The organism is Thermococcus sp., assembly GCF_027008145.1.
GTDB lineage: Archaea > Methanobacteriota_B > Thermococci > Thermococcales > Thermococcaceae > Thermococcus.
The window spans coordinates 1-15963 of record NZ_JALTCZ010000189.1 but is presented as its reverse complement, the minus strand read 5'-3'; the positions used below and the strand labels follow the sequence as shown (position 1 = coordinate 15963).

General features: G+C 53.0%; 22 protein-coding genes. 14 read left to right on the top strand and 8 right to left on the bottom strand.

Translation table 11 applies throughout. The annotated features are described in order from the left end of the window. Nucleotides 1–860: ATP-binding cassette domain-containing protein (locus MVD07_RS09640; RefSeq protein ID WP_297501426.1), on the bottom strand; the 860-nt coding region annotated here is incomplete at its 3' end. 70 nt (nt 861–930) lie between these two features. Next, complete coding sequence (locus tag MVD07_RS09635; protein ID WP_297501417.1) at nt 931–2226, bottom strand: BMP family ABC transporter substrate-binding protein; 1296 nt, start codon at nt 2224–2226, stop codon at nt 931–933. Nucleotides 2227–2343: 117 nt separating this feature from the next. Between MVD07_RS09635 and MVD07_RS09630 the strand changes: the two genes are divergently transcribed. From MVD07_RS09630 to MVD07_RS09615, 4 genes are all read left to right on the top strand, one after another. After that, the gene (locus MVD07_RS09630; protein ID WP_297501415.1) at nt 2344–2793 is read left to right on the top strand and encodes a hypothetical protein; all 450 of its coding nucleotides are present in this window, start codon (nt 2344–2346) and stop codon (nt 2791–2793) included. Nucleotides 2794–2911: 118 nt separating this feature from the next. Continuing rightward, the gene (ftsY, locus tag MVD07_RS09625) at nt 2912–3877 is read left to right on the top strand and encodes a signal recognition particle-docking protein FtsY (protein ID WP_297501423.1); all 966 of its coding nucleotides are present in this window, start codon (nt 2912–2914) and stop codon (nt 3875–3877) included. A 65-nt stretch (nt 3878–3942) separates the two neighbouring features. Next, complete coding sequence (locus tag MVD07_RS09620; RefSeq protein WP_297501413.1) at nt 3943–4254, top strand: hypothetical protein; 312 nt, start codon at nt 3943–3945, stop codon at nt 4252–4254. Nucleotides 4255–5002: 748 nt separating this feature from the next. Continuing rightward, the gene (locus MVD07_RS09615) at nt 5003–5305 is read left to right on the top strand and encodes a hypothetical protein (protein ID WP_297501411.1); all 303 of its coding nucleotides are present in this window, start codon (nt 5003–5005) and stop codon (nt 5303–5305) included. 90 nt (nt 5306–5395) lie between these two features. Here MVD07_RS09615 and MVD07_RS09610 read toward each other — a convergent pair whose 3' ends face one another. The 3 genes from MVD07_RS09610 to surE all read right to left on the bottom strand — a co-directional run bounded on the left by MVD07_RS09610 (nt 5396) and on the right by surE (nt 7435). Continuing rightward, entirely contained in the window at nt 5396–6202 is an 807-nt protein-coding gene (locus MVD07_RS09610) for a hypothetical protein (RefSeq protein WP_297501409.1), read from the bottom strand. Between the two features lie 49 nt (nt 6203–6251). Continuing rightward, on the bottom strand, nt 6252–6572 hold the full coding sequence (locus MVD07_RS09605) for a hypothetical protein (RefSeq protein WP_297501406.1): 321 nt from the start codon (nt 6570–6572) through the stop codon (nt 6252–6254). An 80-nt stretch (nt 6573–6652) separates the two neighbouring features. Then, nucleotides 6653–7435 carry a 5'/3'-nucleotidase SurE gene (gene surE / locus MVD07_RS09600; protein ID WP_297501403.1) on the bottom strand — a complete coding sequence of 261 codons (783 nt, stop codon included), beginning with the start codon at nt 7433–7435 and terminating at the stop codon, nt 6653–6655. Between the two features lie 59 nt (nt 7436–7494). Between surE and MVD07_RS09595 the strand changes: the two genes are divergently transcribed. The 10 genes from MVD07_RS09595 (at nt 7495) to MVD07_RS09550 (ending at nt 14736) form a co-directional block, all read left to right on the top strand. Continuing rightward, complete coding sequence (locus tag MVD07_RS09595; RefSeq protein ID WP_297501400.1) at nt 7495–8469, top strand: archaeosine biosynthesis radical SAM protein RaSEA; 975 nt, start codon at nt 7495–7497, stop codon at nt 8467–8469. A 96-nt stretch (nt 8470–8565) separates the two neighbouring features. Further along, a complete protein-coding gene (locus MVD07_RS09590; RefSeq protein ID WP_297501420.1) occupies nt 8566–8835 on the top strand; it encodes a 2-oxoglutarate ferredoxin oxidoreductase subunit delta in 270 nt (89 codons plus the stop codon). A gap of 3 nt (nt 8836–8838) precedes the next feature. After that, nucleotides 8839–10029 (top strand): 2-oxoacid:acceptor oxidoreductase subunit alpha, encoded by a 1191-nt coding sequence (locus MVD07_RS09585; protein WP_297501398.1) that lies wholly within the window; start codon nt 8839–8841, stop codon nt 10027–10029. Continuing rightward, entirely contained in the window at nt 10026–10880 is an 855-nt protein-coding gene (locus MVD07_RS09580; RefSeq protein ID WP_297501395.1) for a 2-oxoacid:ferredoxin oxidoreductase subunit beta, read from the top strand. The genes MVD07_RS09585 and MVD07_RS09580 overlap by 4 nt, the downstream gene beginning before the upstream one ends. A 3-nt stretch (nt 10881–10883) precedes the next feature. Next, nucleotides 10884–11396: a 2-oxoacid:ferredoxin oxidoreductase subunit gamma gene (locus MVD07_RS09575; RefSeq protein ID WP_297501393.1), complete on the top strand. Its 513-nt coding sequence runs from the start codon at nt 10884–10886 to the stop codon at nt 11394–11396. After that, a complete protein-coding gene (locus MVD07_RS09570; protein ID WP_297501390.1) occupies nt 11393–11599 on the top strand; it encodes a DUF2283 domain-containing protein in 207 nt (68 codons plus the stop codon). Before MVD07_RS09575 ends, MVD07_RS09570 begins: the two co-directional genes overlap by 4 nt. After that, nucleotides 11596–12744 (top strand): 2-oxoacid:acceptor oxidoreductase subunit alpha, encoded by a 1149-nt coding sequence (locus tag MVD07_RS09565; protein ID WP_297501387.1) that lies wholly within the window; start codon nt 11596–11598, stop codon nt 12742–12744. The genes MVD07_RS09570 and MVD07_RS09565 overlap by 4 nt, the downstream gene beginning before the upstream one ends. Next, nucleotides 12744–13589: a 2-oxoacid:ferredoxin oxidoreductase subunit beta gene (locus MVD07_RS09560; RefSeq protein ID WP_297501419.1), complete on the top strand. Its 846-nt coding sequence runs from the start codon at nt 12744–12746 to the stop codon at nt 13587–13589. The genes MVD07_RS09565 and MVD07_RS09560 overlap by 1 nt, the downstream gene beginning before the upstream one ends. Next, nucleotides 13586–14137, top strand: coding sequence for a 2-oxoacid:ferredoxin oxidoreductase subunit gamma (locus MVD07_RS09555; RefSeq protein WP_297501384.1), 552 nt, complete (start codon nt 13586–13588; stop codon nt 14135–14137). The genes MVD07_RS09560 and MVD07_RS09555 overlap by 4 nt, the downstream gene beginning before the upstream one ends. A 125-nt stretch (nt 14138–14262) precedes the next feature. Next, nucleotides 14263–14736 (top strand): DUF192 domain-containing protein, encoded by a 474-nt coding sequence (locus MVD07_RS09550; RefSeq protein ID WP_297501381.1) that lies wholly within the window; start codon nt 14263–14265, stop codon nt 14734–14736. 187 nt (nt 14737–14923) lie between these two features. On the opposite strand, the gene MVD07_RS09545 is transcribed toward MVD07_RS09550, so the two are convergent. The 3 genes from MVD07_RS09545 to MVD07_RS09535 form a co-directional block, all read right to left on the bottom strand. Then, a complete protein-coding gene (locus tag MVD07_RS09545; protein ID WP_297501379.1) occupies nt 14924–15229 on the bottom strand; it encodes a hypothetical protein in 306 nt (101 codons plus the stop codon). Between the two features lie 115 nt (nt 15230–15344). After that, entirely contained in the window at nt 15345–15620 is a 276-nt protein-coding gene (locus MVD07_RS09540; protein ID WP_297501376.1) for a hypothetical protein, read from the bottom strand. 130 nt (nt 15621–15750) lie between these two features. Continuing rightward, nucleotides 15751–15963: DUF86 domain-containing protein (locus tag MVD07_RS09535; protein WP_297501373.1), on the bottom strand; the 213-nt coding region annotated here is incomplete at its 5' end.

Genomic DNA, 15963 nt, shown 5'->3' with positions numbered 1-15963 from the left:
ACGCCCGCTATCCCAAATATCTCACCGGCTCTGACCTGGAAGGAAAGCCCCTTTACGGCTTCTTCACCGCGGTCGCCCTTGACCCAGAGGTTCTCAACACTGAGGATGGTCTCCCCCGGTTCCTTGGGCGGCTTTTTTACTCTGAGAACAACGTCCCTGCCCACCATCATCCTGGCGAGGAGCTGTGGCGTTGCCTCGCTGGTCTTGACGGTTCCGATGACCTTGCCCCTCCGTATGACCGTTACCCTGTCGGTTATCTCCATGGCCTCGTTGAGCTTGTGGCTGATGAATATAATGGTCTTCCCCTGGTTCTTCAGCTTTCTTAAAACATCGAAGAGCTCCCTGACTTCTATGGGTGTCAGAACCGCAGTTGGTTCGTCGAGTATGAGCAAATCAACATCCCTGTAAAGCATCTTCAGTATCTCTATCCTCTGTTGAACGCCCACAGGCAGGTTCTCAACGGGGACATCAAGCGGAACCTGGAAGTTGAGTTCATCCATAAGTTTCTGGAGCTTTTTTCTGGCGTTTCTCACATCTATCTTGGAGAGCAGGCCGTGGCCCTCCATCCCGAGGATTATGTTCTCAAGGGCGTTGAACACCTCAACGAGGGTGAAGTGCTGGTGGACCATCCCTATTCCGTTGGCTAGGGCATCTGCGGGGCTCTTGAAGCGAACTTCCTTCCCGTTAAGAAGGATCGTTCCCTTCGTGGGTTTGAGCATGCCGAAGAGGATCTTCATCAGGGTCGTTTTTCCGGCCCCGTTCTCACCGAGAAGACCGAGTATCTCACCCTTGTAGACCTGAACGTCGACCCCCTTGAGGGCCCTGGTTCCATCGGGGTAAACCTTAACGATGTTCCGCATCTCAAGCAAAGGGGTCTTCTCTTCCACGGGATCACCTCCGGGAGAAATAGTTTAAAGAAAAGAGAGGAGGTCACTTCTTATGGTTCTTGAAGTAGTCCAGGCCCCAGTAGGCGCCGAAGCGGTAGCCACCCTCAAACTTGTAGAGAACTGGAATCTCCATACCGAGGACGATTCCGATGGTGTTCTTGCCGTCGTTGAGTGCTATGAGTGAAGCCAGGGCACCGGCGAGTGCAGAACCCTCATTCTCCTTGAAGAGAACCATCTGGACATTGTGGGGCATGTTAGGGTCGTAGCCGTCTATGAGGACGAATCTCTGCTTGGGATACTCCTGGGCGACCTTCTTGACTGCGTCGGTCATCATGAAGCCGACTGCGATGATTATATCGTACTTACCGCTCTTGGCGAGCATCTGAAGGTTGGGGTAGTAGTCGTTCGGGCTGTTGCTCTGGAGCTGGGTGAGCTTCAGACCGAAGTCCTTGACGGCCCTCTCGGCGCCCATGTAGGCCATGTCGTTGAAGCTCAGGTCCCCCCTGCCTCCGACGTCAAAGACGATGGCTATCTCCTTCGTGTTCTTCCTCTCGTTGAGGCTCTGGTTGAAGTAGGTCTGGGGCTTGGGGTTGCTCTTGGCCCATTCCCTTCCAAGCTTCTCCATGGCACTGAGGTTTTTGGCGTTCCTGAGCTGGGTTATCTCCTCTTTGTTTATGGCCATCGGGACGACTATCTTGCCGCTCACTATCTCCTGCTGAAGCTGGTCAACGGCCTTCCATATCCAGTCCGGAACCTGATGGCGGGTCTTGTTGAGGTAGTCGAGAAGCTGCTGTTCGTTCTGGAAGCCGAGCTCCTGGAGCTTCTTCTGCCTGACGTCCGCCGGGAGGGAGTCAAACATGGCCTTGACGTCCTGGAGGGTGCTGAGCTTAACGCCGCCGTCTTTGAGACCAAGCTCCACAACACCGCCTCTGAACTTGTTCTCCTCGGCCTGCTTTACCGCGTTGTAGACGCCGACGTCAACGCGCTTCATCATGCTCGCTATTATAACACCGGGTTTGATCCAGTCCTGGGCGGAATCGACACCGATAGCGAAGGGCGGGCCCATCTTCTTGTTGTGTGCCTTGAGATAGTCTGAGACGGCCTCAAAGACGCCCAGACCGGTTCCGCCGGCGACCTGGTAGACGACCCATGCACCCTGCTGGAGCTGCGCTTGGGCGGCCTGCTTGCCCTTTGCGGGGTCGCTGAAGGATCCCGTGTAGGTGTATAGAATGTTTATTTTCGTGGAGGTCGGGTTGCTGCCACCGCTGCTGATACAGCCACTGGCCACCACGCCAAGGGCCATGAGACCCACTAAAAAGATGCTTAATAGCTTCTTCATATTGACACCCCGAAAGTTTTCAGGAGTTGCTTTCCTTAAATGGGATAAATACTTTGTGGTCGGCAAACTATCGAAAATCCTGGAAAAGATTTTTAATTACCATGTAAAACTATCACCATGCTGAAGAGGATAGCGGAGCTGAATTCAGGTGTTGTCCTAATAACCGGAAACGGAAAGAGGCTCGCGCGGATATACCTTAACGCGTGGGCAAGGCGGGGGATGCGCGTTTTGGCCGAGTACCTGCCGTTTGGGGTTGATGGTGAGGCCTACATTGGGTCACCATTTGAGAGCGGGGACTTTGACGCCTACCTTATAGTCAATCCGCTCTCAAGGCCAAAGGAGGAGAGGGAAGCCCTTTACAGGTGGCTCTCGGAACACAGGAACAGACTGATCCTTCTCTATGAGGGGAAGTACGTTAGGGACTCGATAACACGATACAGAATCAGGGACTTCGTTGATTACCTAATCGCATACAAGAGGGAGACGGTTGGATTCGAGCGGGTTGACGTCATGAAGCTCGAAAACGGGCGCATTGTCGAGAGCAAAACCTACATAAGGCGATATTGAGAGGATGCACCCGTCTCACGCCCTATGACGAGTGGCTTCGGGACTGAGCGGTGATGACACCAGCTATCGCCGAGGGCTTTATATACCGCGTCCCCCCTCTTTCATCCAGGTGAGAAAGGTGTTCGGGAAGCTCAGGGAAAAGCTCAAGCACTTCACCAAGCAGGTTGAGGAGAGGATTGAAGAGGAGGAAAAGAAGGCCGAGAAAAAGGGCCTCGTAGAGAGACTCCTCCAGGTGGAGATCAAGGAGAAGGACGTTGAGGATGCACTCGACGAACTCGAACTTGAGCTCCTTGAAGCTGATGTCGCCCTCGAAACAGTGGAAGCCCTCAGGAAGAGGATAAAGCAGAGGCTCGTTGGCAGGAAGATCAGGATAGGAACCAACAAGGGGAAGATCATTGAAAATGTCCTGAGGGAGGCGATTCTCGATATACTCGCCCCCGAAAAGAAGCCCGACCTCCTTGAGATGATCCGCTCCAAGGGGGAGAAACCCTTCGTTATAGCCTTTGTCGGCTTCAACGGTTCCGGAAAGACCACAACCATAGCGAAGCTCGCCAACTGGCTGAAAAAGAACGGGCTGAGTGTTGTAATAGCTGCCAGCGACACCTTCAGGGCCGGGGCGATAGAACAGCTTGAGGAGCATGCTAAAAGGGTCGGAGTTAAGGTAATAAAGCACTCTTACGGCGCGGATCCGGCGGCAGTAGCCTACGACGCCATCCAGCACGCCAAGGCAAGGAAGATTGACGTTGTCCTCATTGATACCGCCGGAAGGAATGAGCTCAATCGGAACCTGATGGACGAGATGAGGAAGATAGTCAGGGTCACAAAGCCGGACTTCGTTATCTTCGTCGGCGATGCACTGGCAGGAAACGCCGTCGTTGAGCAGGCGAAGCAGTTCAACGATGCTGTTAGGATAGATGGGGTAATCCTCACCAAGCTCGACGCTGACGCGCGCGGTGGAGCGGCTTTGAGCATAAGCCACGCGATAGGCGCCCCAATCCTCTTCGTCGGCGTTGGCCAGGGCTACGACGACCTAAGGTCCTTTGATGAAAAATGGTTCGTGGAGAGGATTTTCGGGGAGGCGTGAAATCTCTCATACCGAGATGGAGGTTCCACCCCACGCCATAATGCAGAGGATAAACGAGACTATGAGTGACGTGGCTATCCATATTAGCCTTTCCGCTCTTTATCCGTGGAAGGCTGTACAGGACCACCGAGGCTGTTGCAGGCACGAAAAGGGGAATCCACGACCTTTCGAAGAGATACAGGAAGATAACCGTTATTAAAACGACGGCAAGTGAAGGGACTCCAAACGCCACAAGTTCACTCCATTTCTTCCAGAGGCCGAGGATGATTGCGATTAGGAACGGTACTGTTGCGAGAAGGACGAAAGTTGCTGACGATCCAAAGTGGAAGCCGCAGATTGGATATGGGTGTATTTGGAGGCAGGACGTTTTAACATAATACCTCGGAGGGAGTGCAATCATGAGCAGGAACTCCCACGCGGGAAAGATGAAAAGATAGAGGAGCGAGCGGAGCTCCATGGGTTCACCCACCACCTATTAACACCATACGGCTGGAGTTCAGCCGCTATCATCATACCTGTTATAAAGCTTGGTAGAAAGCCCGCAATACTGAGTAACACTTTTTCCCACTTGTCTTTCCCAACTACCCCACCGACCACAGCCGAGACAACAATCAGAACCAATAGAACGCCAGGTCCTGTAATTTTGAAATAGATAACAATTACTGACAAAATGGGCAACCCTATTGAGAGTGCCGATTTCTTTAGGGCGGGCGCATTGAACCAGAGGTACAAGATAATCAGGACGAGTGTAGGGAGTAGGGCTAGGAGAACAAACTCCAATGAGGGGGAGTATTTGCTCTAAGAAGTGCAGGGTCCCCTGTCCCACCTGTCCAGTTTTCGAAAAAATTGTGCCTTTCTCGACGTAATACTTACTGATGGCTCGGCTATTATAGGCGAGTGCAAGCTCCCAGGCCGTTACAAAAATAATGGAAAGAACATATAGAATGAATTCCTTAGGACTCATTAACTTACCTCCTCATGGGGATTATCTTCACGAGGTGCGTCTTAGATTCCCAGTTACCCCACGCGAGATAACGATTGCGTTCTATACTTCACGGTCTTATCTCCGTTTTTTGTTGCTATATCGCCCTAGCAGTTCCAATCCTTGCGATTATCAAAACCACTATGAGAACTGCGAGCGAGATGATCGAAGAGACTCTACCGGATTCTTTTTCACGGGATATAAGAGCGGGAAGAACGGCCACTGCTAGAACTATGGGGGAGGCATCCGTAAGGCCAAAAAGGAAAATTCCCAGAAGAACTGTCAGGCAGGCAGTTGAAAAGACAGTCACCATGTCCTTTTGTCGTGACATCAATCCTGCGATAACTGCAATCATAAAAGGCAACCCAGTGATAAGAAAGAACCCTGGGGAAGGTTTGAAATGGAAGGTGCAGGCTGGAGGATTTAGAGACCAGCAGGAAGGTTGAATGTAGTATGTGAATGGCATTATGAGGAGTGCTAGTATTTCCAGTATAAGAATAAGGGGATAAAAGAAGGTTTTGAAATTAGGGATAAAATCACCTCCTGTTAGGATATATTTTCACAAGGTGAGTATCTGAGCCCCAGTTGCACCACGCGAGATAGTGGTCATACATATCCCAGCCGCTGTGGATTACTAGGTATTGTATGTCATATCCATCCCATACATATCCCGTTATGACCACACTATGGTCTCCGTAAGGCCCTTGTCCATCCGTTGCTTTCCCCCCATTATCAAGTTGTAATAGGACGGGTCTCTGTTGATCCACTTCAATTTTGACATCTGGCGTGGTTATATACTGGGATAACCAACATAATCCCCATGAACATGTGGGCTGGGCATCATAATTGTTCTTAAGAGACCATGAAACTATCCCCTGATCCTTTAATCTCTGATATTCACTTGCAAAGGACTCAATGCCATCGCACGCGTCGGAGCCGTGATATCCACACCAGTAAGTCCATCCTGGATTATCTTCCTTATCAAACGTTCCCATGGTGTGGTGGAAGATGTCAACCAAAGACGTCATGTACCCCTTGTATTCCTCAGTATAATACCCTTCCTCATAAAGCTCTGGATGCTCGTGGTATGCTATAATCTGGGCGGCAGCGATGGGGGTGCATCCATCCCATATATTCCATGGATCAGCACTTGGTCCAACATTGTTTGGATAGCTTGTTGAAGCTCCACCCAAATCACCCACTCCTCTGGTGTATGTCCAAGATGAATCCTCTGTCCACACTGGAACATTGGGGATTATCTTAGTCTCAATGGAATCCGATAGCACTCCACTCTTAACTTCCCTCTGTGGGGAAGCCTCAAATGATTTCCAAGCATCTGCCACTCGTTTAGGTAAGATTGAGAGCCTAACTGTTTTTGGAACGGAGACGGGTTTACCGTAGATGTCTATGGCTTTCCCTTTCCCTGTCTCTATGCTGTAGCTCAGTCCCGCCGTAATAAAGCAGTCTGTGTTGTTCCTTTGAGAAGTTCATGATTCTGGTCGCACCGATTTTTCCCAGCCTTCTACTTGGTGCCTCCCCTTTCCCGAACTCAAGAACTGGGGGCATGTACCTCTGAGCCGCCACGAGTATGAATCCATCGGGCTTGCCGTTTACCAGCACGGTGAATTCGTAGGCGCTCTTAGTGCCGTTCGGGAAGTAGTACACCACTGGTCGGGAGAGCTTTGCATTCTTCCAGTCTTCAAAGTTTGACATTTTAAAAGTTTTTTGATCACTTATTTCATAATCGACAATTACTCTTCTTCCAATCAAAAATAAAGAAGACACCTGTACATCTACGTATCGCCGAAAAGAACGTTCTTAAGTTCCTCGAAGTCAACCCGCGCCGTCATATCAATGTTTATCGGCGTTACGCTAACCTTTCTCTCGACCTTAAGGGCGTAAGCATCTGTCCCCGGCTCGAACTCCTCCAAGAGCTTTCCAACGATCCAGTAGTAGGGGTTGCCCTTCGGGTCTATCCTCTCTTCAACGGTCGGACAGTAGCGCTTTCTAGCTAGCCTCGTTATCGCTATCCCCGTCTCTCTGGTTGCATCGCTGGGAACGTTAACGTTGAGCATGTCAACCCCCTCGGGAAGACCCTTCTCCAGTATCGCCCCTGCTATTCTCTTAAGGAAGTGCGCTGAGGCTGAGAAGTCTACTCCCTCTCCCTCGCCAAGGGTCTTCTTCCAGTCCACCTCAAGGCTTATCGCGATGCTCGGGACATCGTGAGTCGCCGCCTCGATCGCCGCTGAGGCAGTTCCCGAAACGGTTATCTCGGTGCTGAGGTTCTCACCGAGGTTTATTCCGCTGACAGTCAAATCGAACTCCCCAAAGCGGGCCAGGGCAAAGATGACGCAGTCAGTTGGGGTACCGTCTATGCCGTAAGCTATTTTTGCCCCGGGGACATCAACCCTCTTGGCCCTTATCGGCCTGTGAAGCGTCATGGCTCTACCACTCGCGCTCCTCTGGAAGAGGGGGGCAACCAGGTAGACCTCGCCAAGCTCGTTCAGAGCTTTTACGGCAGCCCGAATTCCGTTGGAGTAGATGCCGTCGTCGTTGGTCAGGAGAATCCGTGGCATGGTGAAAACTCTACCTCACCTTTAAAAACCCTAGCCACCAGCGGCCTTCGGGTGAGAGGATGACCTACTGGACGAGCGAGGACAACGTCGCGGGAAAGCCGGGGAGGGCTCTCTTCGTAATCCTCCCGACGATAGGCTGCTACCGCTTCAGGATTGGAAAGGCCTGCTACATGTGCTCCTACCCTGCCTCAGCTCCAAAACTTAAGTGGAGTCAGGAAGCGATAGTTGACTACATCCACGAGGCTCTCAGTAAGATTGAGGGCAAGAAGGGCCCCTTCGCCGTTAGAATGTTCACTTCGGGCTCTTTCCTAGACAACGGCGAGCTCAAGTCGGAAACGAGGAGGAAAATCTTTGAGATTCTCTCAAAGATGGACAACGTGGAGGAGATAGTCATAGAAAGCAGGAGTGAACTGGTTCGCTACGGCGCCGTCAAAGAATTAGCGGAGATAGTTCCAGATAAGCACTTTGAAGTGGCCATAGGCCTTGAAACGGCCAGCGACGATGTGGCGGATGTCTCGATAAACAAGGGCAACACCTTCTCGGAGTTCGTTAGGGCATCGGAGATAGCCCGCAAAGCAGGGGCAAAGGTTAAGACCTACCTCTTGCTCAAGCCAATCTTTCTGGGTGAGAGGGACGGCATAAGGGACGCTAAGGAGAGTATAGCTAAAGCCGAGCCCTACACGGACACATTCTCGATAAACATCACCGACATCCAGAAGGGGACGCTCTACGAGAGGCTCTGGGAAAAGAAGGAGTACAGACCTCCGTGGCTCTGGAGCGCGGTTGAGGTTCTCATCTGGGCGAAGAAAAAGTTCCCGGACAAGAGGATCCTCAGCGATCCCGTTGGAGCCGGCTCTCCAAGGGGGCCCCACAACTGCCTCACCGACTACGACAGGGTTATAGGAAACGCCATAAAGAAGTTCTCGGCAACTCAGGACTTGAGCCACATCGAGAACCTCATACCGGAGTGCCGTGATAGGTGGAGCTACATCGTCGAAAACGGCCTCCTCGACTGGCAGCTCGTAACCTGGTGAACAATCCCGGCCAATCTCCTTTTTCTGGACATCCCCTCACTCACGAAAGCTTTAAATGTTGACAAACGTAAAACAGCCTGTTGGAGGGTGATGCTGATGACGGAGGAAGCCAAAACTGATGTTGAAAAAAACGGCTATCTTGTTGTCGGAAAGGCTGAAGGAATCGTTGAGATTGACGTTGATACTTTTCTCTGCAAAGGTTGTGGTATATGTGTCGAGATGTGCCCGAGGAAGGTCTTCGAGTGGAGCAAGGAGCTCAGTGAGAAGGGGGTGCACTACCCCGTCCCCGTCAACGCCGAGAAGTGCATCAAGTGCAAGCTCTGCGAACTGCTCTGTCCTGACTTCGCAATAGCGGTAAGGTGGTGAAGTATGATAATCCGCGGTGATGAGCCCGAGCAGGTCAGGCTCATCAAGAAACTCTATAAGCCGGGCAACTACTTCATGCAGGGTGACGAAGCTGTCTCATACGGTGCTATCTTCGCCGGCTGCCGTTTCTACGCCGGCTACCCGATTACCCCGGCCAGCGAGATAGCGGAGGCAATGGCGAGGGAACTACCGAAGGTTTCGGGCTACTACCTCCAGATGGAGGATGAGATCGGGAGCATTGCGGCTGTAGTCGGTGCATCATGGACCGGCCTCAAATCCATGACAGCTACCTCCGGTCCGGGTTTCAGTCTGATGCAGGAGAACCTCGGTTATGCCGTGATGACAGAAACTCCCCTGGTCTTAGTAGACGTTCAGAGAAGTGGCCCTTCAACGGGACAGGCAACCAAAGGAGCACAGGGCGACTTCTTCCAAGCGAGATGGGGAACGCATGGCGACCACCCGATTATTGCCGTCTCGCCAACGAGCGGGCAGGACGCTTTCTGGGAGACGATAAGGGCCTTCAACATCGCCGAGAGACTGAGGACGCCGGTCGTTATACTCTTCGACGGAGTTTTAGCCCACACGCGTGAGTTCGTCAGGATCCCCGACATAGGGGAGGTCGAGATAACCTACCGCAAGCTTCCGAAAAACGAGGAAGAAGCGAGGCTTCCCTTCGGCGACCCGCACGGCGACGGCGTTCCTCCGATGCCCCTCTTCGGCCACGGTTACTTCACCCATGTAACGGGCTCAACCCACAAGGAGAATGGTTTGAGGGATGTGTACACCCCTGAGGTTCACGACAGGCTCGTGAGGAGGATTCACAGAAAGATAGAGCAGAACAGACACGTTTATGAGAAGTACGAGGAGCACTTTACGGAGGATGCCGAAATCCTCGTGGTCAGCTGGGGTGTGACGGCGAGGCCTTCCCTTGGAGCGGTTCTCCGGGCGAGGGAGGAGGGAATAAAGGCCGGTCTCTTTGTGCCAAAGACGGTTCACCCGTTCCCCGGTGAGAGGATGAGGGAGCTCGGAAAGCGCGTTAGGGCAATCCTCGTTCCGGAGATGAACCTCGGACAGATGATACTTGAAGTCGAGAGATACGTCAACGACGATGTCCTTCTCAAAGGTGTAAACAGGATTGGTGGCGTTCCGCTCACCGTTGAGGAAATCCTGCGCGAGATAAGGGGTGTTGCTTGATGCCCGAGATCTACTCCAAGTACCCGCTCATAAAGTACCTCCGCAAGGAGGCCCTGCCAACGGCCCTCTGTCCGGGCTGCGGCGGTGGAACTGTCCTAAACGCCTTCGCCAATGCCGTTGATGGGCTGAAGCTTGACCCGAGGGAGCTGGTTGTTGTCAGCGGGATAGGCTGTTCCGCGTGGATAGCATCGCCATACTTCTTAGCTGACACGCTCCACACGACCCACGGAAGGGCGATAGCCTTTGCAACAGGCGTTAAGGTCGGCCTTCCCGACAAGAAGGTCGTTGTCATAAGCGGTGACGGCGATTTGGCAGGCATAGGCGGGAACCACCTGATCCACGCGGCCAGGAGGAACATCGACATAACTGTAATCCTCGTCAACAACTTCATCTACGGAATGACCGGCGGTCAGCTCGCACCCACAACCCCCTTCGGTGCAAAGACAACGACCAGCCCCTACAGGAACATCGAGCATCCGCTCCAGATAAGCGAGACTGTCTCTGCCGCTGGAGCCAGCTACGTGGCAAGGTGGACAACGGCCCACGTCTATCAGCTCATAGAGAGCATAAAGAAGGCCCTCACCGTTAAGGGCTTCTCCCTCGTTGAGGTCATTTCCCAGTGCCCCGTCCAGTTCGGCAGGAGGAACAGGATGAAGGAGCCGGCAGAGATGCTCCGCTGGTTCCTCAGGAACTCGGTTCCGCTCGCTAAGGCTAAGAAGATGAAGCCGGAAGAGCTTGAGGGCAGGTTCGTTATCGGAGAGTTCGTGAACAGGGAGAGGCCAGAATTCACCGAGGAGCTCAACAGGCTGATTGACGAGGTGCAGGAGCACTTCGGGCTTAAGGAGGTGTAACCCATGCAGATCAGGTTTGCAGGTATAGGAGGTCAGGGTGTTGTTCTCGCAGGTGTAGTCCTCGGAGAGGCGGCCGCCATCGAGGGTCTCAACGTCCTTCAGACACAGGACTACAGCTCGGCCAGCAGGGGAGGTCACTCCATAGCCGACGTCATAATCTCAAACGAGCCGATTTACGACGTCATGGTGACTAGGGCCGATGTTTTAGTAGCACTCCACCAGCTCGGCTATGACACCGTTAAGGAGTCCCTCAAGGAGGACGGCCTTCTGATAGTTGAGACCGACCTCGTCAAGCCCGATAGGCCCTATGTTGGAGCACCTTTCACAAGAATAGCCGAGGGAACAACAGGTCTCGCTCTAACGGTCAACATGGTCGCCCTCGGTTACTTCGTCGCTAAGACCGGCGTTGTCAAAAAGGAGAGTGTTGAGGAGGCGATTAGAAGACGCGTCCCGGAAGGAACCGAGGAGATAAACATCAAGGCCTTCAGGGCCGGGTTTGAGGAGGGCAAGAAATGAGGATTGAACCCTCGAAGGATGCTGACGTGTTGGTTATTCGGCTGAGAGATTATATGATAGTTGATTCAATTGACTTGGAAGAGGGGATAATAGCCCACCTCAACGAGAAGGGCGATGTAGTTGAGATAAAAATCCTTGACGCTTCCAAGACAGTGGATTTCCATGAGCTGGTAGTTCACATTCCAAGTGGGGTGGTAGCATGAAATACCCGTTTCCCGTTGGGAAGTCCGACTTCATCCAGGGCGATGAGGCCATAGCGAGGGCTGCCATCTTGGCCGGCTGCCGCTTCTACGCCGGCTACCCGATTACCCCGGCCAGCGAGATATTCGAGGCCATGGCCCTCTACATGCCCCTCGTCGATGGAGTGAGCATACAGATGGAGGATGAGATCGGGAGCATTGCGGCGATAATAGGCGCCTCCTGGGCAGGGACAAAGGCAATGACAGCTACCTCCGGTCCGGGTTTCAGTCTGATGCAGGAGAACCTCGGTTATGCCGTGATGACAGAAACTCCGATAGTTGTCGTCAACATGATGCGCGGCGGCCCTTCAACTGGCCAGCCGACTTTTCCGGCGCAGGGAGACATGATGCAGGCCATCTGGGGAACCCACGGCGACCACATGCTGATCGTCCTGAGCCCCTCGACGGTTCAGGAGACCTTTGAGCTGACGATTAGGGCCTTCAACCTCGCGGAAAAATACAGAACCCCTGTTGTAATACTCGGCGACGCCGAGCTCGCCCATATGCGCGAGCGCGTTTACATACCGAACCCGGACGAGATAGAGGTCGTCTACCGCAAGTTGCCCGCCAATGAGGAGGAGGCCAAGCTCCCCTTCGGCGACCCGCACGGCGACGGCGTTCCTCCGATGCCGATATTCGGGAAGGGCTACAGAACATATGTCACGGGCCTGACCCATGACGAGAGCGGCCACCCGAGAACCGTTGAGCCAGAGGTTCACCAGAAACTCATTGGCAGGATTTTCAGGAAGATACTCGGCCACAAGGACGAGATAATCAGCTACGAGACCTTTGAGCTCGATGACGCTGAGATAGCGATAGTTACCACTGGAATAGTCTCGCGCTCCGCGATAAGGGCCGTGAAAATGCTCCGCGAGCGCGGTGTTAAGGCCGGCCTGCTGAAGCTCAACACGATTTGGCCCTTCGACTTCGGCATGATCGAGGAACTTGCGGAACGTGTGAGGAAAATATACGTTCCAGAAATGAACATGGGACAGCTCTACCATCTCGTCAGGGAAGGGGCGAACGGAAAGGCCGAGGTTGAGCTCATAAGCAAGATAGGCGGCGAGGTTCACACGCCGATGGAGATAGTCAAGAGGGTGGTGGGATGATGTACCTGAAGTCCGCTTACGAGATACGGGATAAATACCTGAGGAAGGACATGCTCCCAACGATATTCTGCCCCGGCTGTGGTATCGGCTCTGTCCTCCAGTTCACACTTAGGGCAATAGATGACCTCGGCCTCAGCCAGGACGAGATAGTCTGGGTGAGCGGAATTGGCTGTTCCTCCCGCGTTCCGGGGTTTGTCAACTTCGACGGCCTGCACACAACCCACGGGAGGGCCTTAGCCTTTGCAACCGGCATAAAGCTCACGAATCCGGACCTCAGGATAATCGCCTTCATGGGAGACGGCGACTCCGCTGCCATAGGCGGAAACCACCTCATCCACGCCATAAGGAGGAACCTCGACGTTACGGTTATACTCATCAACAACTTCACATACGGGATGACCGGCGGGCAGGTGGCCCCGACTGCCCTAAAGGGTCTGCGCGGGACTACGGCTCCCTACGGCCAGTTCGAGAACCCGTTTGATATCGCCCAGCTTGCCGTTTCCGCTGGCGCCAACTACGTGGCAAGGTGGACGGTCTATAACTACATCCAAGGCATAAACAGCATAAAGAAGGCCCTCCAGAAGGAAGGGTTCAGCCTGGTGGAGTTCCTTAGCCCGTGCCCGGTCAGCTTCGGAAGGAGGAACAGGATGAAGACGGCTCCGGAGTTAATCCGCTGGTACCAGAAGATAACCGTCCCGCTCGCTAAGGCTAAGAAGATGAAGCCGGAAGAGCTTGAGGGCAAGATAGTCATAGGCGAGTTCGTTGACAGGGACAGGCCCGGGCTTGTTAAGGAATACCGGGAGTACATAAAACGCGCCAAGAAGATGATGGGGTGGGAGCAATGAGGAAGGAAGTCCTCTTCAGCGGCTTCGGCGGGCAGGGTGTCATCTTAGCGAGCGTCATCCTCGGAAGGGCCGCGGCCGTTTACGAGAACCTCTACGCGGTGCAGACCCAGAGCTACGGGCCGGAATCCAGGGGTGGGGCTAGCAGGGCTGAGGTCGTGATAAGCGATGAGCCTATAGATTATCCAAAGGCCATAGCCCCTGATTACGCGGTCTTCTTCTCCCAGGAAGCTTACAGCAAGTACCTCCACACGGTTAAGGAGGGGGCAACCGTGATAGTCGAGAAAGACCTCGTCCCACACAGAGATCCTGAGTTTGAGAAAAAGCTCAACGTCATAGCCCTCCCGCTGACCGAGATAGCGGAGGAAACTACCGGGCTCAGCCTGACCATGAACATCCTGACCCTTGGCATATTCGTGGGCGTTACCGAAATAGTGGGAAGGGAGAGCATAGAGAAGGCCGTCCGCGATGCGGTTCCCCACGGCACCGAGGAGATAAACCTCAGGGCCCTCAGGAAGGGCTTTGAGCTGGCCGAAAAGCTCAAGCCCTGAGCTTTGAGAGTTCCTCCATTAGCTCTTCTTTCTGAGCTTTTTTCTAACCCAATGTTATAATAACATTTGGTGCTTAAAATCTTTCACCGGGCAAGGCTTATTAGTCCCGAGCCCAAGGTGAGAACATGATAATCAACGAGACGAAAGGCCTTGTCTGGCACGGGAGGGTTAAGCTCGCGGACACTTTCTTCAAGCGCTTCAAGGGGTTAATGCTGGCAAAGAACATCAACTACGCCCTCGTCTTCGTCCTTCCAGCTGAGACAAAGGCCAACGCCTCAATCCACATGTTCTTCATGCTCTCCGATATAGATGTAATCTGGCTGGACTCTTCAAGGAGGGTCGTGGACTTCAAAACCGCTAAAAAATGGCGCCTCTACACACCAAAAAAGCCCGCAAAGTACATCATCGAAGGGCCGGGCGGGCTGATAAGGGCGCTTGAGGTTGAGGAAGGCGACCTGATAAGCTGGTCGCCAACGGAGGAGAGGGAGAAGGCCGTTCCGGTTAAGTCACTGATTCCGGGAAGGATCGACCTGAACGGCTCGAGCAACGGCGTTGCCATGATGGAGAGCGTGGGAGAAGCACCCCTAAACGCAAGGTAAAAAGAGTAAGATTGGGACTAGGCCACCCTTGGCCGCCGCACTATCGAGAGGACTTCCTTCTCCAGCTGCTTTGCCCTTTCTTCGTCCAGGTAGTCCTTCACCCCGCTCTTCTCCTTGAATATTCTTGGTATTAAATGATACAGCGCCACGTGCGCCTAGTGTATCGCCTCAATCTCCTCTGGCTTGGCTAGAGATCCAAGTAGCCGAGCGGATCCGGGTCGTATATAAACATCTTTTCGACTGCTTCGTATGGCGAGATCCGCTCTCCCCTCTTCTGCATATCTTCCCATGCCCTCTTTGTTATCTCTGCCCACGCCTTGGACGCCTTCACGAATACGGGTGCCAGGTCCGCCAGCATCTTCGCATGCTCTTCTGGAATGCCACTAAAACGCTTTAGCTCATCTTTGAGTTCATATTGGAACCTTTTCATCTTTTCTTTATTCTGCAGGAACTCGTCAAGGCTCTTGAGCCGTGTGAGTGAGTCTTCATTCACAAATTCCCTGATCTCTGTAATGGGGCTTTCTCCCCACTTCTTGGCTTCCTCTTCATAGTCTTTTTCAAAGGGGATTACTGCGTATTGAATTACATCTGCCTTATGCGGCGGTAATTTAGTACTTCATAGTCCCGATTAGCCTGTATATGGTTGTAAGGGGGTGGTACTCAAGCCCTATCGTCTCATCCTCTACATTTGTGCCTTCCCAAGGATAATGAACGTTTTTCTTCCACCAATCCCTATTTTTCTTGAATTCTTCTTTCAGGGGTGGAAGAAGCACACCTCCTCCGTCGGGGTTGTAGCTGAACTCTCGGCTGATTCTTATTGCGCTCATAGTCTTTCCGGAAGCCTCCCTATCGAGCGGGAACTTCCTCTCCTCCGGAAACGGCACCATCTTTTACCTCCCTCCGAACCTACGGCCCTCTGAAATTTAAGGTTTTTCCTCTGGTGGTCCGGAAAATTGGATGTTAAAGGTTCGAGAGAACTTCCTTCAGGAACGGAACGTCCTCTTTTAGCGTTTTCTACACGACGTGGAGATCAACGCCGAAGTAGGCGTGTATCAGCTTGTCCCTCATTCCTGCCATTTCCCTCCACGGGACTTTGGGATGCTCTTTCTTAAAGTCCTCCGGAATGGCCTTTGCCGCTTCCCCGATTATTTCAAGAGCCCTGATGACTGCAAACTGGGTTTTTCTGTCCTTAGAGAAGTCCTCAAAGTCCATGCCGGAAGTAAACTC